This window comes from Clostridiales bacterium (assembly GCA_015243575.1).
GTDB classification, from domain to species: Bacteria; Bacillota; Clostridia; order Peptostreptococcales; family Anaerovoracaceae; genus Anoxybacterium; species Anoxybacterium hadale.
Genome location: CP042469.1, coordinates 3,571,660 through 3,586,596, shown reverse-complemented (window position 1 = coordinate 3,586,596; position 14,937 = coordinate 3,571,660). Strand labels below are relative to the sequence as shown.

Here is a 14,937-nt window from a genome sequence, read left to right as displayed (position 1 = left end):
CAAAGCAATGGGAAAAGCAACAGGGTTTTTAGAATATCAAAGAGCAGATCAGAAGAAGCGTCCCGTAAAGGAGCGCATCAAGGACTGGGATGAACTGAAAATTCCTCATCCAGAGGAAGAATTAAAAATACAGGGAGCAAGGTGCATGAACTGCGGGGTACCCTTCTGTCACGGCGGCATCCTTCTTGCCGGAATGGCGGCAGGCTGCCCGGTGCACAACCTGATCCCCGAGTGGAACGAGCTGGTTTATCAGGGACGCTGGGAAGAAGCCTATAAGCGGCTGGTCAGAACCAATCCGTTTCCAGAGTTTACAGCAAGAGTATGTCCCGCTCCTTGTGAGGGTTCTTGTACGGAAGGTCACATCATGGAGCCGGTAGCCATCAACAGCCTTGAATATGCCATTATAGAAAAGGCCTTTGAAGAAGGTTGGGTAAAGGTGAAAAAGGCAAAGTCCACCGGGAAAAAGATTGCCGTAGTAGGATCGGGCCCTTCAGGGCTGTCAGCAGCTTACTATCTGAATTCCGTCGGCCATCAGGTTACGGTCTACGAGAGAGCCGACAGGGCTGGGGGTCTTCTGATGTATGGAATCCCAAGTATGAAACTGCAGAAGGATGTGGTGGAAAGAAGGCTGACGCTCCTTTCAGAATCCGGTATCCAGTTTGTAATGAACACAGAGATCGGCAAGAACTTTAAAGCCCAGAGACTCATCGACGAGTATGACGCAGTCGTTCTTTGCGGCGGAGCAACAAAGGCCAGGGGCATTGAGGTCGAAGGAAACGATCTGAAAGGAATCCATTATGCGGTAGATTTCCTGAAAGCCAATACCAAGAGCCTGCTGGACTCCGGTCTTCAGGACGGAGCATATATCAGCGCGAAGGACAAGGACGTCATAATCATTGGGGGTGGAGATACGGGTACGGACTGCGTAGGGACGTCCATACGCCACGGCTGCAAGAGCGTTGTTCAGTTTGAAATCATGCCCAAACCACCAGAGCATAGGCAGGATGTAAAGAATCCGTGGCCGGAGTGGCCTGTGAAGGTCAAGGTGGACTATGGGCAGGAGGAGGCAATTTCTCTCTATGGGAAAGATCCTAGAAACTACTGCCTGTCCACAAAGAGGATCGTTGGGAATGATAAGGGCGAGGTCACAGAGGTTCACACGGTAGAAGTGATCTGGGATAAAAATGCTCAGGGCAGACTTGTGCCAAAGGAAATAACGGGGAGTGAAAAGATCTGGAAGGCGGATCTGGTCCTGCTTGCAATGGGATTTCTGGGGCCTGAGGATCAAATTCCAGCAGAACTGAAGCTGGAACGGGATGCAAGAAGCAACATCAAGGCTGAGTATGATGTCTTTGAAACCAATGTGGATAAGGTTTTCAGCGCCGGAGACATGCGGCGTGGACAGAGCCTTGTGGTTTGGGCCATCCAGGAGGGTAAGCTTGCCGCAAAAGCAGTTGATAAATACCTTACAGGAAAGAGCGTTATTAGATAATCTACAGATTTTCATGTGTCATCCGACCGGACAGATACTGAAAGATTGAAATAAAAATGACCTGTACTTCACTTTGAGCTGAATCTTAAAACTGAATGTAGACATGTACAAAAAGAGTATGTGTCTACATTTTTCTTTTTTGATAAGGTGAATTTGAAAAGGGGGTGATTTCAGCCACTTGACGACAAAGAAAAATGTCATTATACTTTCTATAGTGCAAACAGTTAGCATACAAATAGTTAGCATAAAAACAGTTGGCTTACAAATAGTTACGGAGTGCAACTAATTTAGAAAAACAATCTTGATCAAAAGTTCATAAGCGAAATTGAAACTGATATAGGAGGCGCTATGGATCAGAATTTTCATAATTTAATCATGGTAAATCATTCCTTATTGCAAAAAAGAGTCTTGAATGCGTTGGCGCAGGATGGGCTGACACCCGGTCAGCCAAAGGTACTGGATTACCTTAGCAATCACGATGGCAGCATACAGAAGGACATCGCCCATGGGTGTCAGATCGACCCTGCGACTCTGACAGGAATTCTGGAGCGAATGGAGGATAAGGGGCTTGTAAAACGAGAGGCAAAAGAAGGTAATCGTCGCTCCAGCTATGTATATCTGACTGAATCCGGCAGAGTAAAAAGTGAAAAAGTCAAGCAGGTTTTTTTGGAGCAGGAATCTGAACTGTTTCAGGGAATCGGACAAGAGGAACAAACACAATTGATCAGGACACTATATAAAATTTTCTGCAATATGACTGAACCAGAGGTAAACCAATGAACACCCCAAACATTATCGTAATAGACATAAGGAGATTTCAATGAGTAAGAAAGAACTGCTACTTCGATATTTTATCCTGACGTTGGGGCTGTTTACCGCAGCTTTAGGGATTAGCCTCATAACAAAGGCGGAGCTGGGAACTTCTCCGATTTCGAGCATTCCCTATACCCTGAGCTTTGCCTTTTCCCCTACCCTTGGACTATTCACGCTCTATCTCAGCATTGCGCTGATTGCGGCGCAGATTTTAATTCTTCGAAAAAATTTCAAAAAACAGGCGCTGATGCAAATTCCGGTATCGTTTCTCTTGTCGTGGTTTATCGATTTGACGATGAATTGGCTCTCTTTTCAGGAAACTGGGAGCTATGAAATGAAGTGGATTCTCTTAATTGGAGGCTGTCTGGTTCTGGGCATTGGTGTTTATCTGGAGATTCTTGGTGATGTAGTGATGCTGCCGGGGGAATCCTTTGTGAATGCCATTGCGGTTACTTATCAAAAGGATTTTGGAAAGACCAAGGTGGCTGTCGATCTATCTATGACGCTCATTGCCGCTGCTCTTGGGTTCCTTTTGTTTGGCAAATTGGCGGGAGTTCGAGAGGGCACGGCAGTTGCAGCGCTGCTTGTGGGTTTGATTGCACGTTTTCTGAAAAGAAAGCTGTCATTTTTGGAGAAACTTATCGCTGGGAAAGAGCCGGTTATATGCAGGATGTGATTTACTGATATGTTTATTTTGCGTTAGATTTCACCGTTTATTATTGTTACCATGAAACCAGACAGGAATTTAAAAATACTGGTTGAAGAGGAAAGATAAAGATAAAAGGAGAAACGAAACGATGGCGAAAACAATTATAACAGCAGCATTGACCGGTGCGGTTACTCCCGCTGGTTACAATATTCCAGAGACACCGGAGCAGATTGCGGCAGACGCATATGAGGCCTGGAAATTGGGGGCAGCAGTGGTGCACCTTCATATGAGAGATGAACAGGGCCTCGGCGTGATGGACAAAGAAAAGTTTCGGGAATCGATCCGTCTGATTCGTGAACATAAAGATTGTGATGTAATTATAAATTGTACCTCCTCTGGCGACAACAGAGTGTCCGGTGGAGATCCTGCGGGAAACGCAAAGCGCATGGAGCACCACAGAGAAATAGACGGAATCGAGATGGGCTCCTATGATGCGGGGTCGTTTAATTGGATGCCAGGCGGTGTTTTTATGAATACACCACAGTTCCTTAAGGAGCTGGGGGATGTTTATATGGAACGCGGCATCAAGCCTGAAATAGAAATTTTTGATGCTGGTATGCTGGGCGTTGCTGACTATTATGTGAAGAAAGGTCACTTGCCTGCTCAGAATCATTACCAGCTTTGCCTTGGCGTGCTGGGGGCGATGTCTGCCACGGTTGACAATTTACTATATCTGAAAAATCTCCTGCCTCAGGGGTCCACTTGGTCAGCCTTTGGTGTCGGTGCAGGGCATCTGCCGATCATGTTTGCAACCCTGGCTCTTGGCGGACATATTCGAGTTGGTCTAGAGGATAATGTTATTTACGGAAAAGATGAGAGCGGCAATAAAATTATGGCTACAAACAAAATGCTGGTAGAGCGTGCGGTTTCTGCTGTAAAGGCATACGGAAACCAGCCAGCGACTTCGGCGGAAGCCCGTCAAATCTTGGGGATCCCTGCTTTTGATCGCGATGCGGTTTGTACAAAGCTCGGTATAGAATAACCTAAACGCTCTCATTCGGTTTAACAGCGAAAAGCTCAGCAGAAGCCAGAAACTTTTTGATTGCCGGATTGGTGTTTGTTGCTTTCCAAAGAACAGTAATATCTGTTTCCAATGGGGTGTATTCATCAGATTCGATGGGAAGAAATTTAACTCCCCGTGGGCAGTTATTCTGAGCGGTACGTGCGGTAAAAGCAACACCCACATTGCTGCTTACCAGCATCAGAAGGCTGTTGATATTAGAAACCATAGCCGCAACGTTTGGCTCAAATCCGGCATTTTTACAGAGATAGTTCATGTGAAGAACGCCTAGATTGTAAGTGTCTGGCGTTGGGATAACCACTGGAGTGCCGGCGAGATCTTTAATTTCAAGGGATGACTTTCCTGCAAGCGGATGGTTGCAGGACATTGCAATGTAGACAGAATTTGACCATATGGTAAAGGAAGAGATACCGGGTACATTTTTCGCGTCATGGGAGAGGGTGTATGCGCAGTCGATTTCATCGTGGAGTAGATTGCTGACCAAGGAAGACATACTGTTATCGCTGTAAATAACATCCACTTCCGGATATGACGTGACAAAATGATTGATAATTTTGGGAAAGTTGTCCTCTAACAGGTCGTTTAGAAGTCCAAGACGCAAATGTTCGTTCTTATTCTGAGAATCTTTGAGATTGATCAGGCTTTTGTTGTACTCTGAAACAATGACTTCTGCATGTTCGAGAAATCGCTTGCCGTAATTGGTCAACTCTACGCTGCGCTTTGTTCGCGTAAACAGCTGACAGCCGATTTCTTCTTCCAAGCGAATGATCTGTCTGCTGAAAGCGGATTGTGAAAGAAACATCTGCTCTGCGGATTTCGTAAAGTTTAAACTTCGCGCAAGCAGGAGAAAGGCTTCCAAATTTTTTATTTCCATAATATCACCAATTCTTTTCATTTGTTACAGGTACAACTGATTGTTTCAAAATAAGAGACATCTTGTGACAGGTGGTTAGTAGTTTCATAATAGCATTGAATTGCAGTCGAGGTCAACATGGGTGGCTTCGGCTTTTTTTTGTAAAGCGCCACTTTTTGGATGATTTCGAATTTTTCTATAAAGCGCCGCTTTTAATGCGCAAAACAGATTACTGAAATGTTTCCTTTGCGTTAGACAACCATCAAAATCGTGAATTAAACTAAAGGTAAATTGACAGGTAAAATCAACCGATCTAATCTGGCGGGCAGACTTCAGCGCAGAATCGCAATGGAGACGCTTTTGCTTGTTAAAAAAAATACAGCAATGAAAGGTAAGACAGAGAGGGGAAATGACAGTGAGAGAAGCAGTAATTGTCTCTGCGGTTCGTACACCAGTGGGGAGAGCGAGAGGAACGCTTGCAGGAGTACCTGCAGCAGATCTCGGCGCTTTAGCAATTAAAGAAGCAGTCAGAAGGGCTCAAATCGATCCCGCTGAAATAGAGGATGTTTTTTTTGGTAATTTGATGGCAAATGAGTATGCAAATATCGCAAGAGTGGCAGCTCTGGGAGCAGGGCTTCCCTACTCCGTTCCGGCGGTTATGATGGATCGTCAATGCGGATCTTCCCTGACTACCTTCGGGCTTGCGTCTATGATGATTGAAGGCGGCCATGCGGATGTTCTGGTGTCGGCTGGTGTAGAAAGTGATTCCAGAAGAAGCTATGTGATGGAGAAGCCTACAGCATCCTACCAGGTAATGCCTCCGCAATGGGCAAACATCATGTCTGCCTATACGAAAGAGGACAGCATCAGTATGGGATTGACCGCGGAAAACCTGGCAGAAAAGTATGGGATTACGAGAAAAGCCTGTGACGCGTTTTCAGTAGAAAGTCATAGGAAAGCTGCGGCAGCTTGGGAAGCCGGGTACTTTGATGAGCAGATCGTTTCTGTGGAAGTATCTGTGGGAAAAGGGAAAACAGCTCTGATCAGCAAGGATGAGTCTGTTCGCAGCGATTGCAGCATGGAAACGCTGGGCAAGCTGCCTCCCGTTTTTAAGAAAGATGGCGTGGTCACTGCAGGAAACAGCTCTCCCATGAGCGATGGAGGAGGAGCCTCTGTTCTCATGGAGAAGGGTAAGGCTAAGTCTTTGGGATTGCCAATTCTAGGTCGGTTTGCTGGATATGCAGCTGCCGGTCTTGATCCGAAATATATGGGATATGGCCCTGTAGAAGCTACTAAAAAGCTTCTGAAGAAAAAGGGTATGACAATGAGTGATATTGATCTGATTGAGATGAATGAAGCGTTTGCTGCACAGTCAATCGCATGTATTGAAGGACTCAATCTCGATCCGACTAAGCTGAATGTCAACGGTGGAGCCATTGCGCTAGGCCATCCTCTGGGAGGGACAGGAGCGGTTCTTGTTGCAAAAATGCTTTACGAGCTGAAGAGAAGAGATCTGGAACGCGGATTGATCACCTTCTGCATCGGAGGGGGGCAGGGTGTCTCCGCACTAATTGAACGAGAATAACGGAGGAAACATGAATAAGTTAGCGAGTAAGAGTGAAATCATGAAGCTGTTTCACGATGAGATGACACTGATGTGCGGCGGATTTGCCAATCGGGGAAATCCAAAGAAGCTCATCGATATGGTTGTAGAATCAGGTGTGCAGAATCTATCCGTTATCTCAAATGATGCCGGAGATCCGGATCTGACCATCGGAAGGCTGATCCGAAGCAGGCAAGCCAGAAGGCTTACCGCTTCCCACGTGGGAATGAACCCAGAACTGGGACAGGCGGTACTGGAAGGAAGAATGGAGCTTGAGCTTTCCCCTCAGGGTACGCTTGCAGAGCGAGTCCGCTGCGGCGGAGCCGGCATGGGTGGTGTCCTGATCAAGACGGGACTTGGTACTGTGATCGAAGAAGGAAAACAGAAAATCGAGGTAAATGGACAGACTTATCTTTTGGAGCTTCCACTGACGGCAGATGTCGCTCTTGTGAAGGCACACAAGGCAGATTCGCTGGGTAATCTTGTTTACAAGGGAACCCAGAGAAACTTCAATCCACTGGTGGCAATGGCAGGGAAAACAGTCATTGTTGAGGCAGATGAAATTGTGCCGGTGGGGGTGCTGGATATGGATGAAATCCACACGCCAGGCGTATTTGTATCATTTGTATGGAACGGGAAGGAGGATTCGCGGCATGTCAGATATTAAGGAAAAAATTGCGAAAAAAGTTGCCGGCTTCTTCAAACCCGGCGACGTAGTCAACCTTGGAATCGGCATTCCAACAATGGTGGGGAATTACATACAAGATGGAGTCTGGCTTCATACGGAAAATGGGCTTGTTGGTTACGGTCCTGCACCGGAAAAGGGGCAAGAGAGCGAATTCCTTACCGGAGCGGGTGCCCAGTTTATTACTGCATATCCGGGTGCGGCAGCATTTGACAGTGCGACGAGCTTTGCCATTGTCCGTGGAGGCCATCTGACCGCGACGGTTCTGGGTGCGATGGAAGTGGATGAGAAAGGAAATCTGGCAAACTGGAGCAGACCCGGCGTTATTGTTGGTATGGGCGGAGCAATGGATCTGGTCAACGGAGCGAAAGACGTGATCATCGCCATGGAGCATACCGCTAAAGGCGGCAAGCATAAGATTCTGGAGTCTTGCAGTCTGCCGCTGACCGGTGTTGGTGTCGTGACAAAAATTGTCACAGAGCTCTGCGTGATTCAGGTGACAGAGGAAGGACTTGTCTTGCAGGAACTAACGGAAGGTGTAACGTTGGAAGAGGTTCTTGAAAAAACCGGAGCGAATCTCATCGTTTCTGAGGCACTTCGATAAAATGACAGACCCGCAGACTAGGCATTATCAGAACATTTTTATTTAGTAAGATGCAGAATCTGCAGTAAAGAAAACGAATCGTTATTAGACATTGTGAAGAGGAAAAGTAATGGAATTTAAGCAAGTTCGATGGCGGCATATGATTGCCGCAATGATAATGGCACTTTGTGCAGGAATCGGATATACCTGGAGTGTTTTTCAGAAGCCTCTTATGGAGCATTTTGAATGGGGAATTGAAACCATTTCCCTTACCTTTACGATACAGGTTCTAATTTCAACACTGGCGCCGGTTTACCTTGGCAGATTTCAAAAGCCCCTTGGCGTAAAAAATTATCTCAGGATCGGAATCGCAATTTATGTGGTTGGATTAATCGCCACCATGTTTACGAGCTCGATCGGGTATTTATACATCATTTACGGCGTCGTAGTCGGAATCGGAATCAGCATGCTGTACCCCTGTCTAATGGCTTACAGCGGGAAGCTCTTTCCTGAAAAGACAGGAATGGCTGCAGGGCTGCTGGCTTGTTCCTATGGAGGAGGGTCCATTATATGGGCGCCCCTTGCGGCAAATTTTATCGGAAAGCATGGCGCACTGCCGGTATTCGGCCTGTTTGCAGCAATTTTTGCTATCGTCATGATTCCTGCCAGCTTCATGATTGGTGAGGTTCCGGAGGATTTCAGACCGGAAGGGAAGAAGGATCTTGCAGGAGTCGAACACGCAGGGAAGAAGACCCCGAAAGTAGGATCAGCAGCGAAAGATTACACCTGGCAGGAAATGCTCAGAACTTCTCGGTATTATATTATCGTCATCGCACTGACTTTGGGAGCCACAGCCGGGCTCATGATCATGGGTCATGCATCCACAATCCTGCAGGAGGTTCAAAGCTTTACGCCGGAAAAGGCGGCAGTGATCATCGGTGTTATTTCTATCTTTAACGCGTTTGGGCGTTTGGGCTTCGGCTTTATCTCAGATCGTCTGGGCAGATATAACGTCATGCTGCTGCTGTTTACTGTGATCGGGGGCTCCATGCTGGTGCTGACTAAGTCGGAAGGAACGGTGTTCGTTATTGCACTCTTTGCAATCAGTGCCTGCTACGGCGGATTTACTTCCATGTTCTCACCGATTTGTGTAGACAATTTCGGGATAAAAAATCTGGCAGTCAACTACAGCTTTCTATATGTTGCCTACGGATTCGCCGGCGTAATCGGGCCGCAGCTTGCAGCCAGAACAAAGGCTATGGGAGACGGTTATAACCTTGCATTTCTGACAGTGGCGATATTGAGTGTCGTGGGATTTGCACTGACACTTTATTTAAAAGCCGCAGCTGGAAAGAAACGATAAAGGGGTCAGTTATGAAAAAAATACGTTTCAATATAGACGGATACACAATTGAGGCAGAGGAGGGTCAGAACCTCCTTCAGGCGGCTTTGGATGCGGGAATCTATATTCCTCATCTTTGCTATCATCCCGATCTCACACCGCAGGGAGGCTGTAAACTTTGTACCGTGGAGATCGAAGGCGTTGAGGGTACGGTTCAGTCGTGTGAAACCATCGTAGCTGAGGGGATGCAGGTGAAAACAAAGACTGAGAAGGTAAAGCACCACCGTGCAGTCGCATTGGAGCTCATGCTGGCCAGCCATCCAAAGGATTGTACCTCCTGTGATAAATACCTCAACTGCGAACTGCAGGCTTTGATGCAGTACATGGGAGTGGCCCATTCTAGGCTTCGGGAAATCGACAAGGAAAATACGAGAATCATACCATCGGATCAGTTGATCAAAAGAGAGATGTATCGCTGCATCCAATGCGGTCGCTGCGTTAGGGCCTGTCAGGAACTGCGCGGAATCGGCGCCCTACAATATAACAAACGAGGCGGAGAAACTTATATCGGTACGAAAGACGATGTTCCTTTGTCCGAAACAGACTGCCGCTTTTGCGGTGCCTGTGTGGAGGTCTGCCCCACAGGAGCCATTCAGGATGTGAAAGGAGTCTTCGCTAAGGATTCCCCTCGAAACCTGGCTCTGATTCCTTGTACGGACAAATGCCCTGCCCATACGGACATTCCGATGTACGTGCGCCTTGCGCAGCAGGGAAAATATTCTGATGCAGTAAGCGTGTTCCGAGAAAAACTCACATTCCCCCATTCATTGGGCTGCGTCTGCACCCATACCTGCGAATCGGGATGTAAACGAAATCATGTAAATGAGGCGGTTTCCATACGGGAGCTAAAGCGCTTTTCTGTAGAGCATGACAAAGAAGAAAGCTGGAAGAAAAGAGCCTTTCATAATCCGCCCACTGGAAAAAAAGCCGCAGTCATCGGTGGCGGAGCAGCGGGAATGACGGCTGCCTATTACCTTGCGAAAAAGGGTCACGAAGTAACGGTTTTTGAGCGGCAGCCTATGGCAGGGGGAATGCTTTCCTACGGAATTCCCAAGTATCGCCTCCCACAGGATATTGTCAATCAAGAGCTTGAAACCCTTGTAGAAGTGGGAATTAAGATGGTGCCAAACACCAACGTTGCTTCTGTTGATGAAGTATTCGCGAAAGGGTTTGATGCGGTACTGGTATCAGTGGGAGCTCAAAAAGGGAAACGGCCCCCAGCTTACAGCGGAAACTGGAAGAATGCTTTGGACGCAGTGGACTTTTGCAGACTGGCAAATGAGGGAAATCTACCCGATCTGGGTGAAACCCTAACAGTGTATGGAGGAGGAAATGTCGCCTTCGACTGCGCCAGAACAGCAAAGATGAAAGGCGTTTCCACTGTTCGGGTTGTTTGCCTGGAACCGAGGGATAAGATGCTGGCGGACAAGGAAGAAGTGACCTGCGCTTTAGCGGAAGGCATTGAAATCCTGAACAGCAAATCCATGCTAGGGCTGGAAGAAACGAGTACGGACACGGAAGGGAAGAAAACCGGGTTGAATGCAGACACCGTGCTGGATGCAGTCACAGGACTGAAGCTGATCAATGTGGTGAGTTTTCGCTTTGGGGATAAAGGACTTGAGCTGGAAACCGAAGAAGGTTCTGAAACGGTTCTAAAGACTGATACTCTGGTGTTTGCAACAGGACAGCAGCCTGGTCTTACCGAAGCGTTCGGAATTGATCTTCAACGTGGCAGCGTTGCAAAAACAAATGACGCACTGGGGACCGGCAAAGAAGGAGTCTTTGCGGCCGGAGATGCGGTTACAGGAACAAAGTCGGTGGTGGACGCCATTGAATCCGGAAGAAGAGCTGCCATGAGTATTGACAGTTATCTGGGCGGTGACGGCAACATCGAGGAAGTTCTTTATGATAGAGAAAAGCAGAATCCGAGGATTGGAACCGTTGAGAATTTTGCAGCGCTAAAGAGAGCAGAGCAGCTTTGCGGCGAATGTGATGCAGCCGGAGAAGCACTGCGCTGCCTGCAATGTGATCTGCGTCTGGATATTCAAAAAGTTAAGTATTGGGTGGACGCCCACTATAAACAGGTTAAGGAGGCAGCAGAATGAGTGACACCGGAACCTTTTGCGCCATCGATTCTGCAAAGAGAGTGATGGACGATGCACGCAAGGAATCCTGCGGAAAGTGTGTCCTGTGCAGAGAAGGAACGTGGCAGGCCTATGAAATTATGTACGATATCTCAGAGGGAAAAGCAGAAAATGATGATTACGAGCTTCTGACAGAGCTATTGGAACAGATTAGCAGCAATGGAGGCTGCGAGATGTCGGTGAAAGCCGCATCTCTGTGCCTTGGATTGTTAAGGAATTATCAAGAAGATTGGGATCAGCATATCCGAAGGAAGCGTTGCGCCAATCTGATCTGCAGGGCATCCTACACCGTTTATATTGCACCAGAGCTTTGTATCGGGTGCGGAAAATGTGCAGAAGCATGTCAGGACAATGCAATTCTTGGAGGCGAAAATTTGATTCATGTGGTCAAGGGCGAGCAGTGCAGCAAATGCATGCTTTGTGTTGAGGCCTGCCCCAAAGGGGCAGTGAAAAAGGCTGGAGCAATAAAACCAAAGGTTCCGGCAGAACCCATTCCTGTGGGAAGCGTCGGGGGAACCTCCGGAGGCGGCGAGGAAGGAACCTCAATGCGACGTAGGCGCAGGGGGGAATAACTTACGGAAAGGTGCGTAAGCGCAGTGCAGACTGCGCAGGCAAGAAGAACGTAAGGTATTCACAAATCAGTATTGTCCAAAAGTGAGAGGAGAAAACCATGAGTACAAAAATGGAAGCAGATGTTATTGTTATCGGTGGTGGTGCATCGGGCATCACCGCAGCAGTTGCAGCAGCAGAAAAGGATGCCAGTGTCATCCTGCTTGAAAAGGGAAGTACCACAGGCGGAGCAGCAAATATGGGAATGGGGTTCTTTGCAGTGGAGTCAAAATACCAGAAAGCACAGATGGTAGATTTCACAAAGGAAGACGCATTCAACCTTTTCATGAATTACACCCACTGGAGAGTTGATGCAAGACTGGTAAGAAAGTACATAGAGCAGACTGCAGACACCGTAGAATGGGCGGAGAGCATGGGAGTAGAATTTTTGGGTGTGTATAAATACTTCGAAAAGTCCACTCAGACATGGCATGTAGTCAAAGTTGCAGGAAGCAACGCACCTGCAGAGCGAGGCGCATCCAATTTGTATCGTGCATTAACGGAACGTGCGGAAGAATTGGGCGTCAATATTTGTTATCAGACAAAAGCCACAAAAATTCTTGTGGAGGATGGTCATGTGACAGGGGTTGAGCTCATTGATGCTAATGGAGAAAAAGTGATTGCAGAGTGCAATGCGGTTATTGTAGCCACCGGCGGATTCGGTGACAATCCAAAGATGATTCAGGAAAACCTTGGATATGAATGGGGTAAAGATTTGCATTCCTTCCGGATTCCAGGCGTACAAGGTGAAGGACTGAATATGCTTTGGGAAGCGGGCGGAGCAAAGACCCAGCCGGTCATGGAGCTTACCTATACCACACCCGGCGTCACAGATGTCTTCAAGACCTTGAGTGAAACAATGAGACAACCCAACCTGATGGTTAACCTGGATGGACTGCGCTTTATTAATGAAGAGATTATGAACAATACGGTCTATACCGGAAATGCGGTAGCACTGCAAAGAGAGCGCATGGCGTTTACGATTCTTGACGAGAGCATTCTGGATGAATATAAAAAAAGCGGTCTGGATTATATCACAGTTCACCACAATATCAAAACGGTAGATAAGTGGGATAAGGAGCTGGAAACCTATCTGGGCGGCGGTGCGTCTGAGGGCTCTGGACTTAGCATGCTGCACAATGAGGATCAGAAATCACAGGTCAATCTGTTTGTGGCGGACTCCATTGAAGAGCTTGCGGAGAAGACCGGAATCAATGTGGAAAACTTGAAAAAGACCATTGAAGAGTATAATGCAGCCTGCACTTCAGAGGATAAATTCTTCTTTAAAAAGCATAAGTATCTAAAGCCAATCAAAGGTGAGAAATATTATGCTGCAAGACATTTTCCGGCAGGATACGGAAGCCTTGGCGGAATCAAGACCAACGACAAGCTGGAAGTCCTAGATGAAAAAGGGATTAAAATTCCTGGATTGTACTCCTGCGGAACCGATGCCTGCAATATTTTTGGGGACAGCTACTGCTTCCTGATGCCCGGAAACACCATGGGATTTGCTGTAAATAGCGGAAGAATGGCGGGATATAACGCAGTGGACTTCATGGATTCCGACGAGTTTAGTTGAGACAATACGGTCAGTTCGGGCTTGATAACTTCCAGCCCGTGTGATAATAATGAACTAATGCTTATTTAATTGAGAGGAAATGCTATGTTTAAAAACGCAAAATTTGCTCGTTATTCGATCGTACTCATGCTGCTTGGAGTCTGCTTTATGTTTTTCTATTCAGGGCTTCAGGTTGACCACCTCAACATTCTGACTCCGTATCTTTCCCAAAATTACGGATGGGATGACCTTAAAATTACAAATCCCGTAACCTACGCTTCCTTAGTTTGTATTATACTATACCTTATCATTGGAGCGCTGTTTGTAAAATTCGGGGTGAAAAAGATCCTGCTCCCTTGCTTGGCTCTTCTGGCATTGGGCTGCCTTGGTATCGCTGCTGCAGGAGACAATTACGGCTTATATTTTGTCAGTCTGTTCATTGTGCGTATCATGGTCGTACCGCTCCAGATGGGAGGCTTCATGCTTTCCGCCAACTGGTTTATAAAATATAGAGGGCGTGTTCTCGGTATTGTAACCGCAGGAAGCCCGCTTTTCTCCATCGCTGGAATTGGACTATTAACCTCAGTTGCAAATAGTTTAGGCTTAAAAACTGCTTATATGACAATTGCAGGCGTCATTATCCTGCTCGGAGTCCTGGTGGCATTTTTTATAAAGGACAGACCGGAGGATGCTGGCCTCTTCCCTGATGGTGCAGACGGAGCACCGGTATCTGAAATCGAAGAGACGCAAGATGTTACCTTGAGCATGATCCTTCGTGACAGCAGGGCCTGGAAGCTGATTGTTTCCTATGGTATTTTGCAGTTTGTAATTGTTGCAATGATGGCTTACATGGCTGTTCGCTACATTACGTTAAGTACGCCGGAAGATGTTCCAAATTTATTTGTGTCAAAGGCATTGGTTTGGCTTTCCATTGGAGCCGCCTGCGGCATTCCTATGAGTTATGTGCTTGGCTGGATCGACGACAAGCTCGGCTCCATCAAAGCCTCGCTTGTTCTGGTTGTACTGTATTTCTTTGCGGTAGTACCTCTTGCAATCATGCCTGTCGGCGGAAGCGTTCCACTTATGATTATTTGGGCGTTTGGCGTTGCCTGCATGACAGGAGGTATGCCTACCATGCATCCTTGTGTGACCAGCTATGTGTACGGACGGAAACAGTACATGGCTGCCAATAAGTGGATTATGACAATCCAAGCAATCCCCATGGCTTTTGCAGTAGCATTCATGGGTGCGTTTAACCAAATGGGACAGCTCACCAACGCATACTATGCACTCATGGGACTTTTAGTAATTGCCTTTATTACCATACTGACCATGCGTAATATTCCTGATGCAAATGCAGCAGACAGAGAGTATGGCGCAAAGACAAATAAAGCTGCTTAAATCATAATTTTTCCAAATACCATCTTGAAACGAACAGGAAGCTCATTTCCTGTTCGTTTCCACT

Annotated in this window: 13 protein-coding genes; 12 read left to right on the top strand and 1 reads right to left on the bottom strand. The window is 47.1% G+C overall.

Going from position 1 to position 14,937, the window contains the following annotated elements:
• Positions 1-7 precede the first annotated feature (7 nt).
• The 4 genes from FRZ06_15825 (at position 8) to FRZ06_15810 (ending at position 3,996) form a co-directional block, all read left to right on the top strand.
• Positions 8-1,492, top strand: a complete 1,485-nt coding sequence (locus tag FRZ06_15825) for a glutamate synthase subunit beta (protein ID QOX64708.1) — start codon at positions 8-10, stop codon at positions 1,490-1,492.
• Between the two features lie 348 nt (positions 1,493-1,840).
• Positions 1,841-2,272 (top strand): MarR family transcriptional regulator, encoded by a 432-nt coding sequence (locus FRZ06_15820; GenBank protein QOX64707.1) that lies wholly within the window; start codon positions 1,841-1,843, stop codon positions 2,270-2,272.
• 40 nt (positions 2,273-2,312) lie between these two features.
• A complete protein-coding gene (locus tag FRZ06_15815; protein QOX64706.1) occupies positions 2,313-2,981 on the top strand; it encodes a YitT family protein in 669 nt (222 codons plus the stop codon).
• Positions 2,982-3,102: 121 nt separating this feature from the next.
• The gene (locus FRZ06_15810; GenBank protein ID QOX64705.1) at positions 3,103-3,996 is read left to right on the top strand and encodes a 3-keto-5-aminohexanoate cleavage protein; all 894 of its coding nucleotides are present in this window, start codon (positions 3,103-3,105) and stop codon (positions 3,994-3,996) included.
• Position 3,997: 1 nt separating this feature from the next.
• On the opposite strand, the gene FRZ06_15805 is transcribed toward FRZ06_15810, so the two are convergent.
• Positions 3,998-4,930, bottom strand: a complete 933-nt coding sequence (locus FRZ06_15805) for a LysR family transcriptional regulator (GenBank protein QOX64704.1) — start codon at positions 4,928-4,930, stop codon at positions 3,998-4,000.
• A gap of 367 nt (positions 4,931-5,297) precedes the next feature.
• On the opposite strand from FRZ06_15805, the gene FRZ06_15800 reads away from it, so the two are divergent.
• The 8 genes from FRZ06_15800 (at position 5,298) to FRZ06_15765 (ending at position 14,873) form a co-directional block, all read left to right on the top strand.
• Complete coding sequence (locus tag FRZ06_15800) at positions 5,298-6,473, top strand: thiolase family protein (protein ID QOX64703.1); 1,176 nt, start codon at positions 5,298-5,300, stop codon at positions 6,471-6,473.
• Between the two features lie 10 nt (positions 6,474-6,483).
• A complete protein-coding gene (locus FRZ06_15795; protein QOX64702.1) occupies positions 6,484-7,158 on the top strand; it encodes a CoA transferase subunit A in 675 nt (224 codons plus the stop codon).
• Positions 7,145-7,780: a 3-oxoacid CoA-transferase subunit B gene (locus FRZ06_15790; GenBank protein ID QOX64701.1), complete on the top strand. Its 636-nt coding sequence runs from the start codon at positions 7,145-7,147 to the stop codon at positions 7,778-7,780. The genes FRZ06_15795 and FRZ06_15790 overlap by 14 nt, the downstream gene beginning before the upstream one ends.
• A gap of 109 nt (positions 7,781-7,889) precedes the next feature.
• On the top strand, positions 7,890-9,122 hold the full coding sequence (locus FRZ06_15785; GenBank protein QOX64700.1) for an OFA family MFS transporter: 1,233 nt from the start codon (positions 7,890-7,892) through the stop codon (positions 9,120-9,122).
• An 11-nt stretch (positions 9,123-9,133) separates the two neighbouring features.
• Positions 9,134-11,266, top strand: coding sequence for an FAD-dependent oxidoreductase (locus FRZ06_15780; GenBank protein QOX64699.1), 2,133 nt, complete (start codon positions 9,134-9,136; stop codon positions 11,264-11,266).
• Positions 11,263-11,877 (top strand): 4Fe-4S dicluster domain-containing protein, encoded by a 615-nt coding sequence (locus FRZ06_15775; protein QOX64698.1) that lies wholly within the window; start codon positions 11,263-11,265, stop codon positions 11,875-11,877. The genes FRZ06_15780 and FRZ06_15775 overlap by 4 nt, the downstream gene beginning before the upstream one ends.
• Before the next feature lie 98 nt (positions 11,878-11,975).
• Positions 11,976-13,493 (top strand): FAD-dependent oxidoreductase, encoded by a 1,518-nt coding sequence (locus tag FRZ06_15770; protein ID QOX64697.1) that lies wholly within the window; start codon positions 11,976-11,978, stop codon positions 13,491-13,493.
• Between the two features lie 84 nt (positions 13,494-13,577).
• Entirely contained in the window at positions 13,578-14,873 is a 1,296-nt protein-coding gene (locus tag FRZ06_15765) for an MFS transporter (GenBank protein QOX64696.1), read from the top strand.
• The last annotated feature ends 64 nt before the right edge of the window (positions 14,874-14,937 follow it).

Coding starts and splice junctions, on each gene's coding strand:
- FRZ06_15795 (QOX64702.1), top strand. CDS start 6,484: ATGAATAAGTTAGCGAGTAAGAGTGAAATCATGAAGCTGTTTCACGAT.
- FRZ06_15800 (QOX64703.1), top strand. CDS start 5,298: ATGACAGTGAGAGAAGCAGTAATTGTCTCTGCGGTTCGTACACCAGTG.
- FRZ06_15825 (QOX64708.1), top strand. CDS start 8: ATGGGAAAAGCAACAGGGTTTTTAGAATATCAAAGAGCAGATCAGAAG.
- FRZ06_15820 (QOX64707.1), top strand. CDS start 1,841: ATGGATCAGAATTTTCATAATTTAATCATGGTAAATCATTCCTTATTG.
- FRZ06_15785 (QOX64700.1), top strand. CDS start 7,890: ATGGAATTTAAGCAAGTTCGATGGCGGCATATGATTGCCGCAATGATA.
- FRZ06_15775 (QOX64698.1), top strand. CDS start 11,263: ATGAGTGACACCGGAACCTTTTGCGCCATCGATTCTGCAAAGAGAGTG.
- FRZ06_15765 (QOX64696.1), top strand. CDS start 13,578: ATGTTTAAAAACGCAAAATTTGCTCGTTATTCGATCGTACTCATGCTG.
- FRZ06_15805 (QOX64704.1), bottom strand. CDS start 4,930: ATGAAAAGAATTGGTGATATTATGGAAATAAAAAATTTGGAAGCCTTT.
- FRZ06_15810 (QOX64705.1), top strand. CDS start 3,103: ATGGCGAAAACAATTATAACAGCAGCATTGACCGGTGCGGTTACTCCC.
- FRZ06_15790 (QOX64701.1), top strand. CDS start 7,145: ATGTCAGATATTAAGGAAAAAATTGCGAAAAAAGTTGCCGGCTTCTTC.
- FRZ06_15815 (QOX64706.1), top strand. CDS start 2,313: ATGAGTAAGAAAGAACTGCTACTTCGATATTTTATCCTGACGTTGGGG.
- FRZ06_15780 (QOX64699.1), top strand. CDS start 9,134: ATGAAAAAAATACGTTTCAATATAGACGGATACACAATTGAGGCAGAG.
- FRZ06_15770 (QOX64697.1), top strand. CDS start 11,976: ATGAGTACAAAAATGGAAGCAGATGTTATTGTTATCGGTGGTGGTGCA.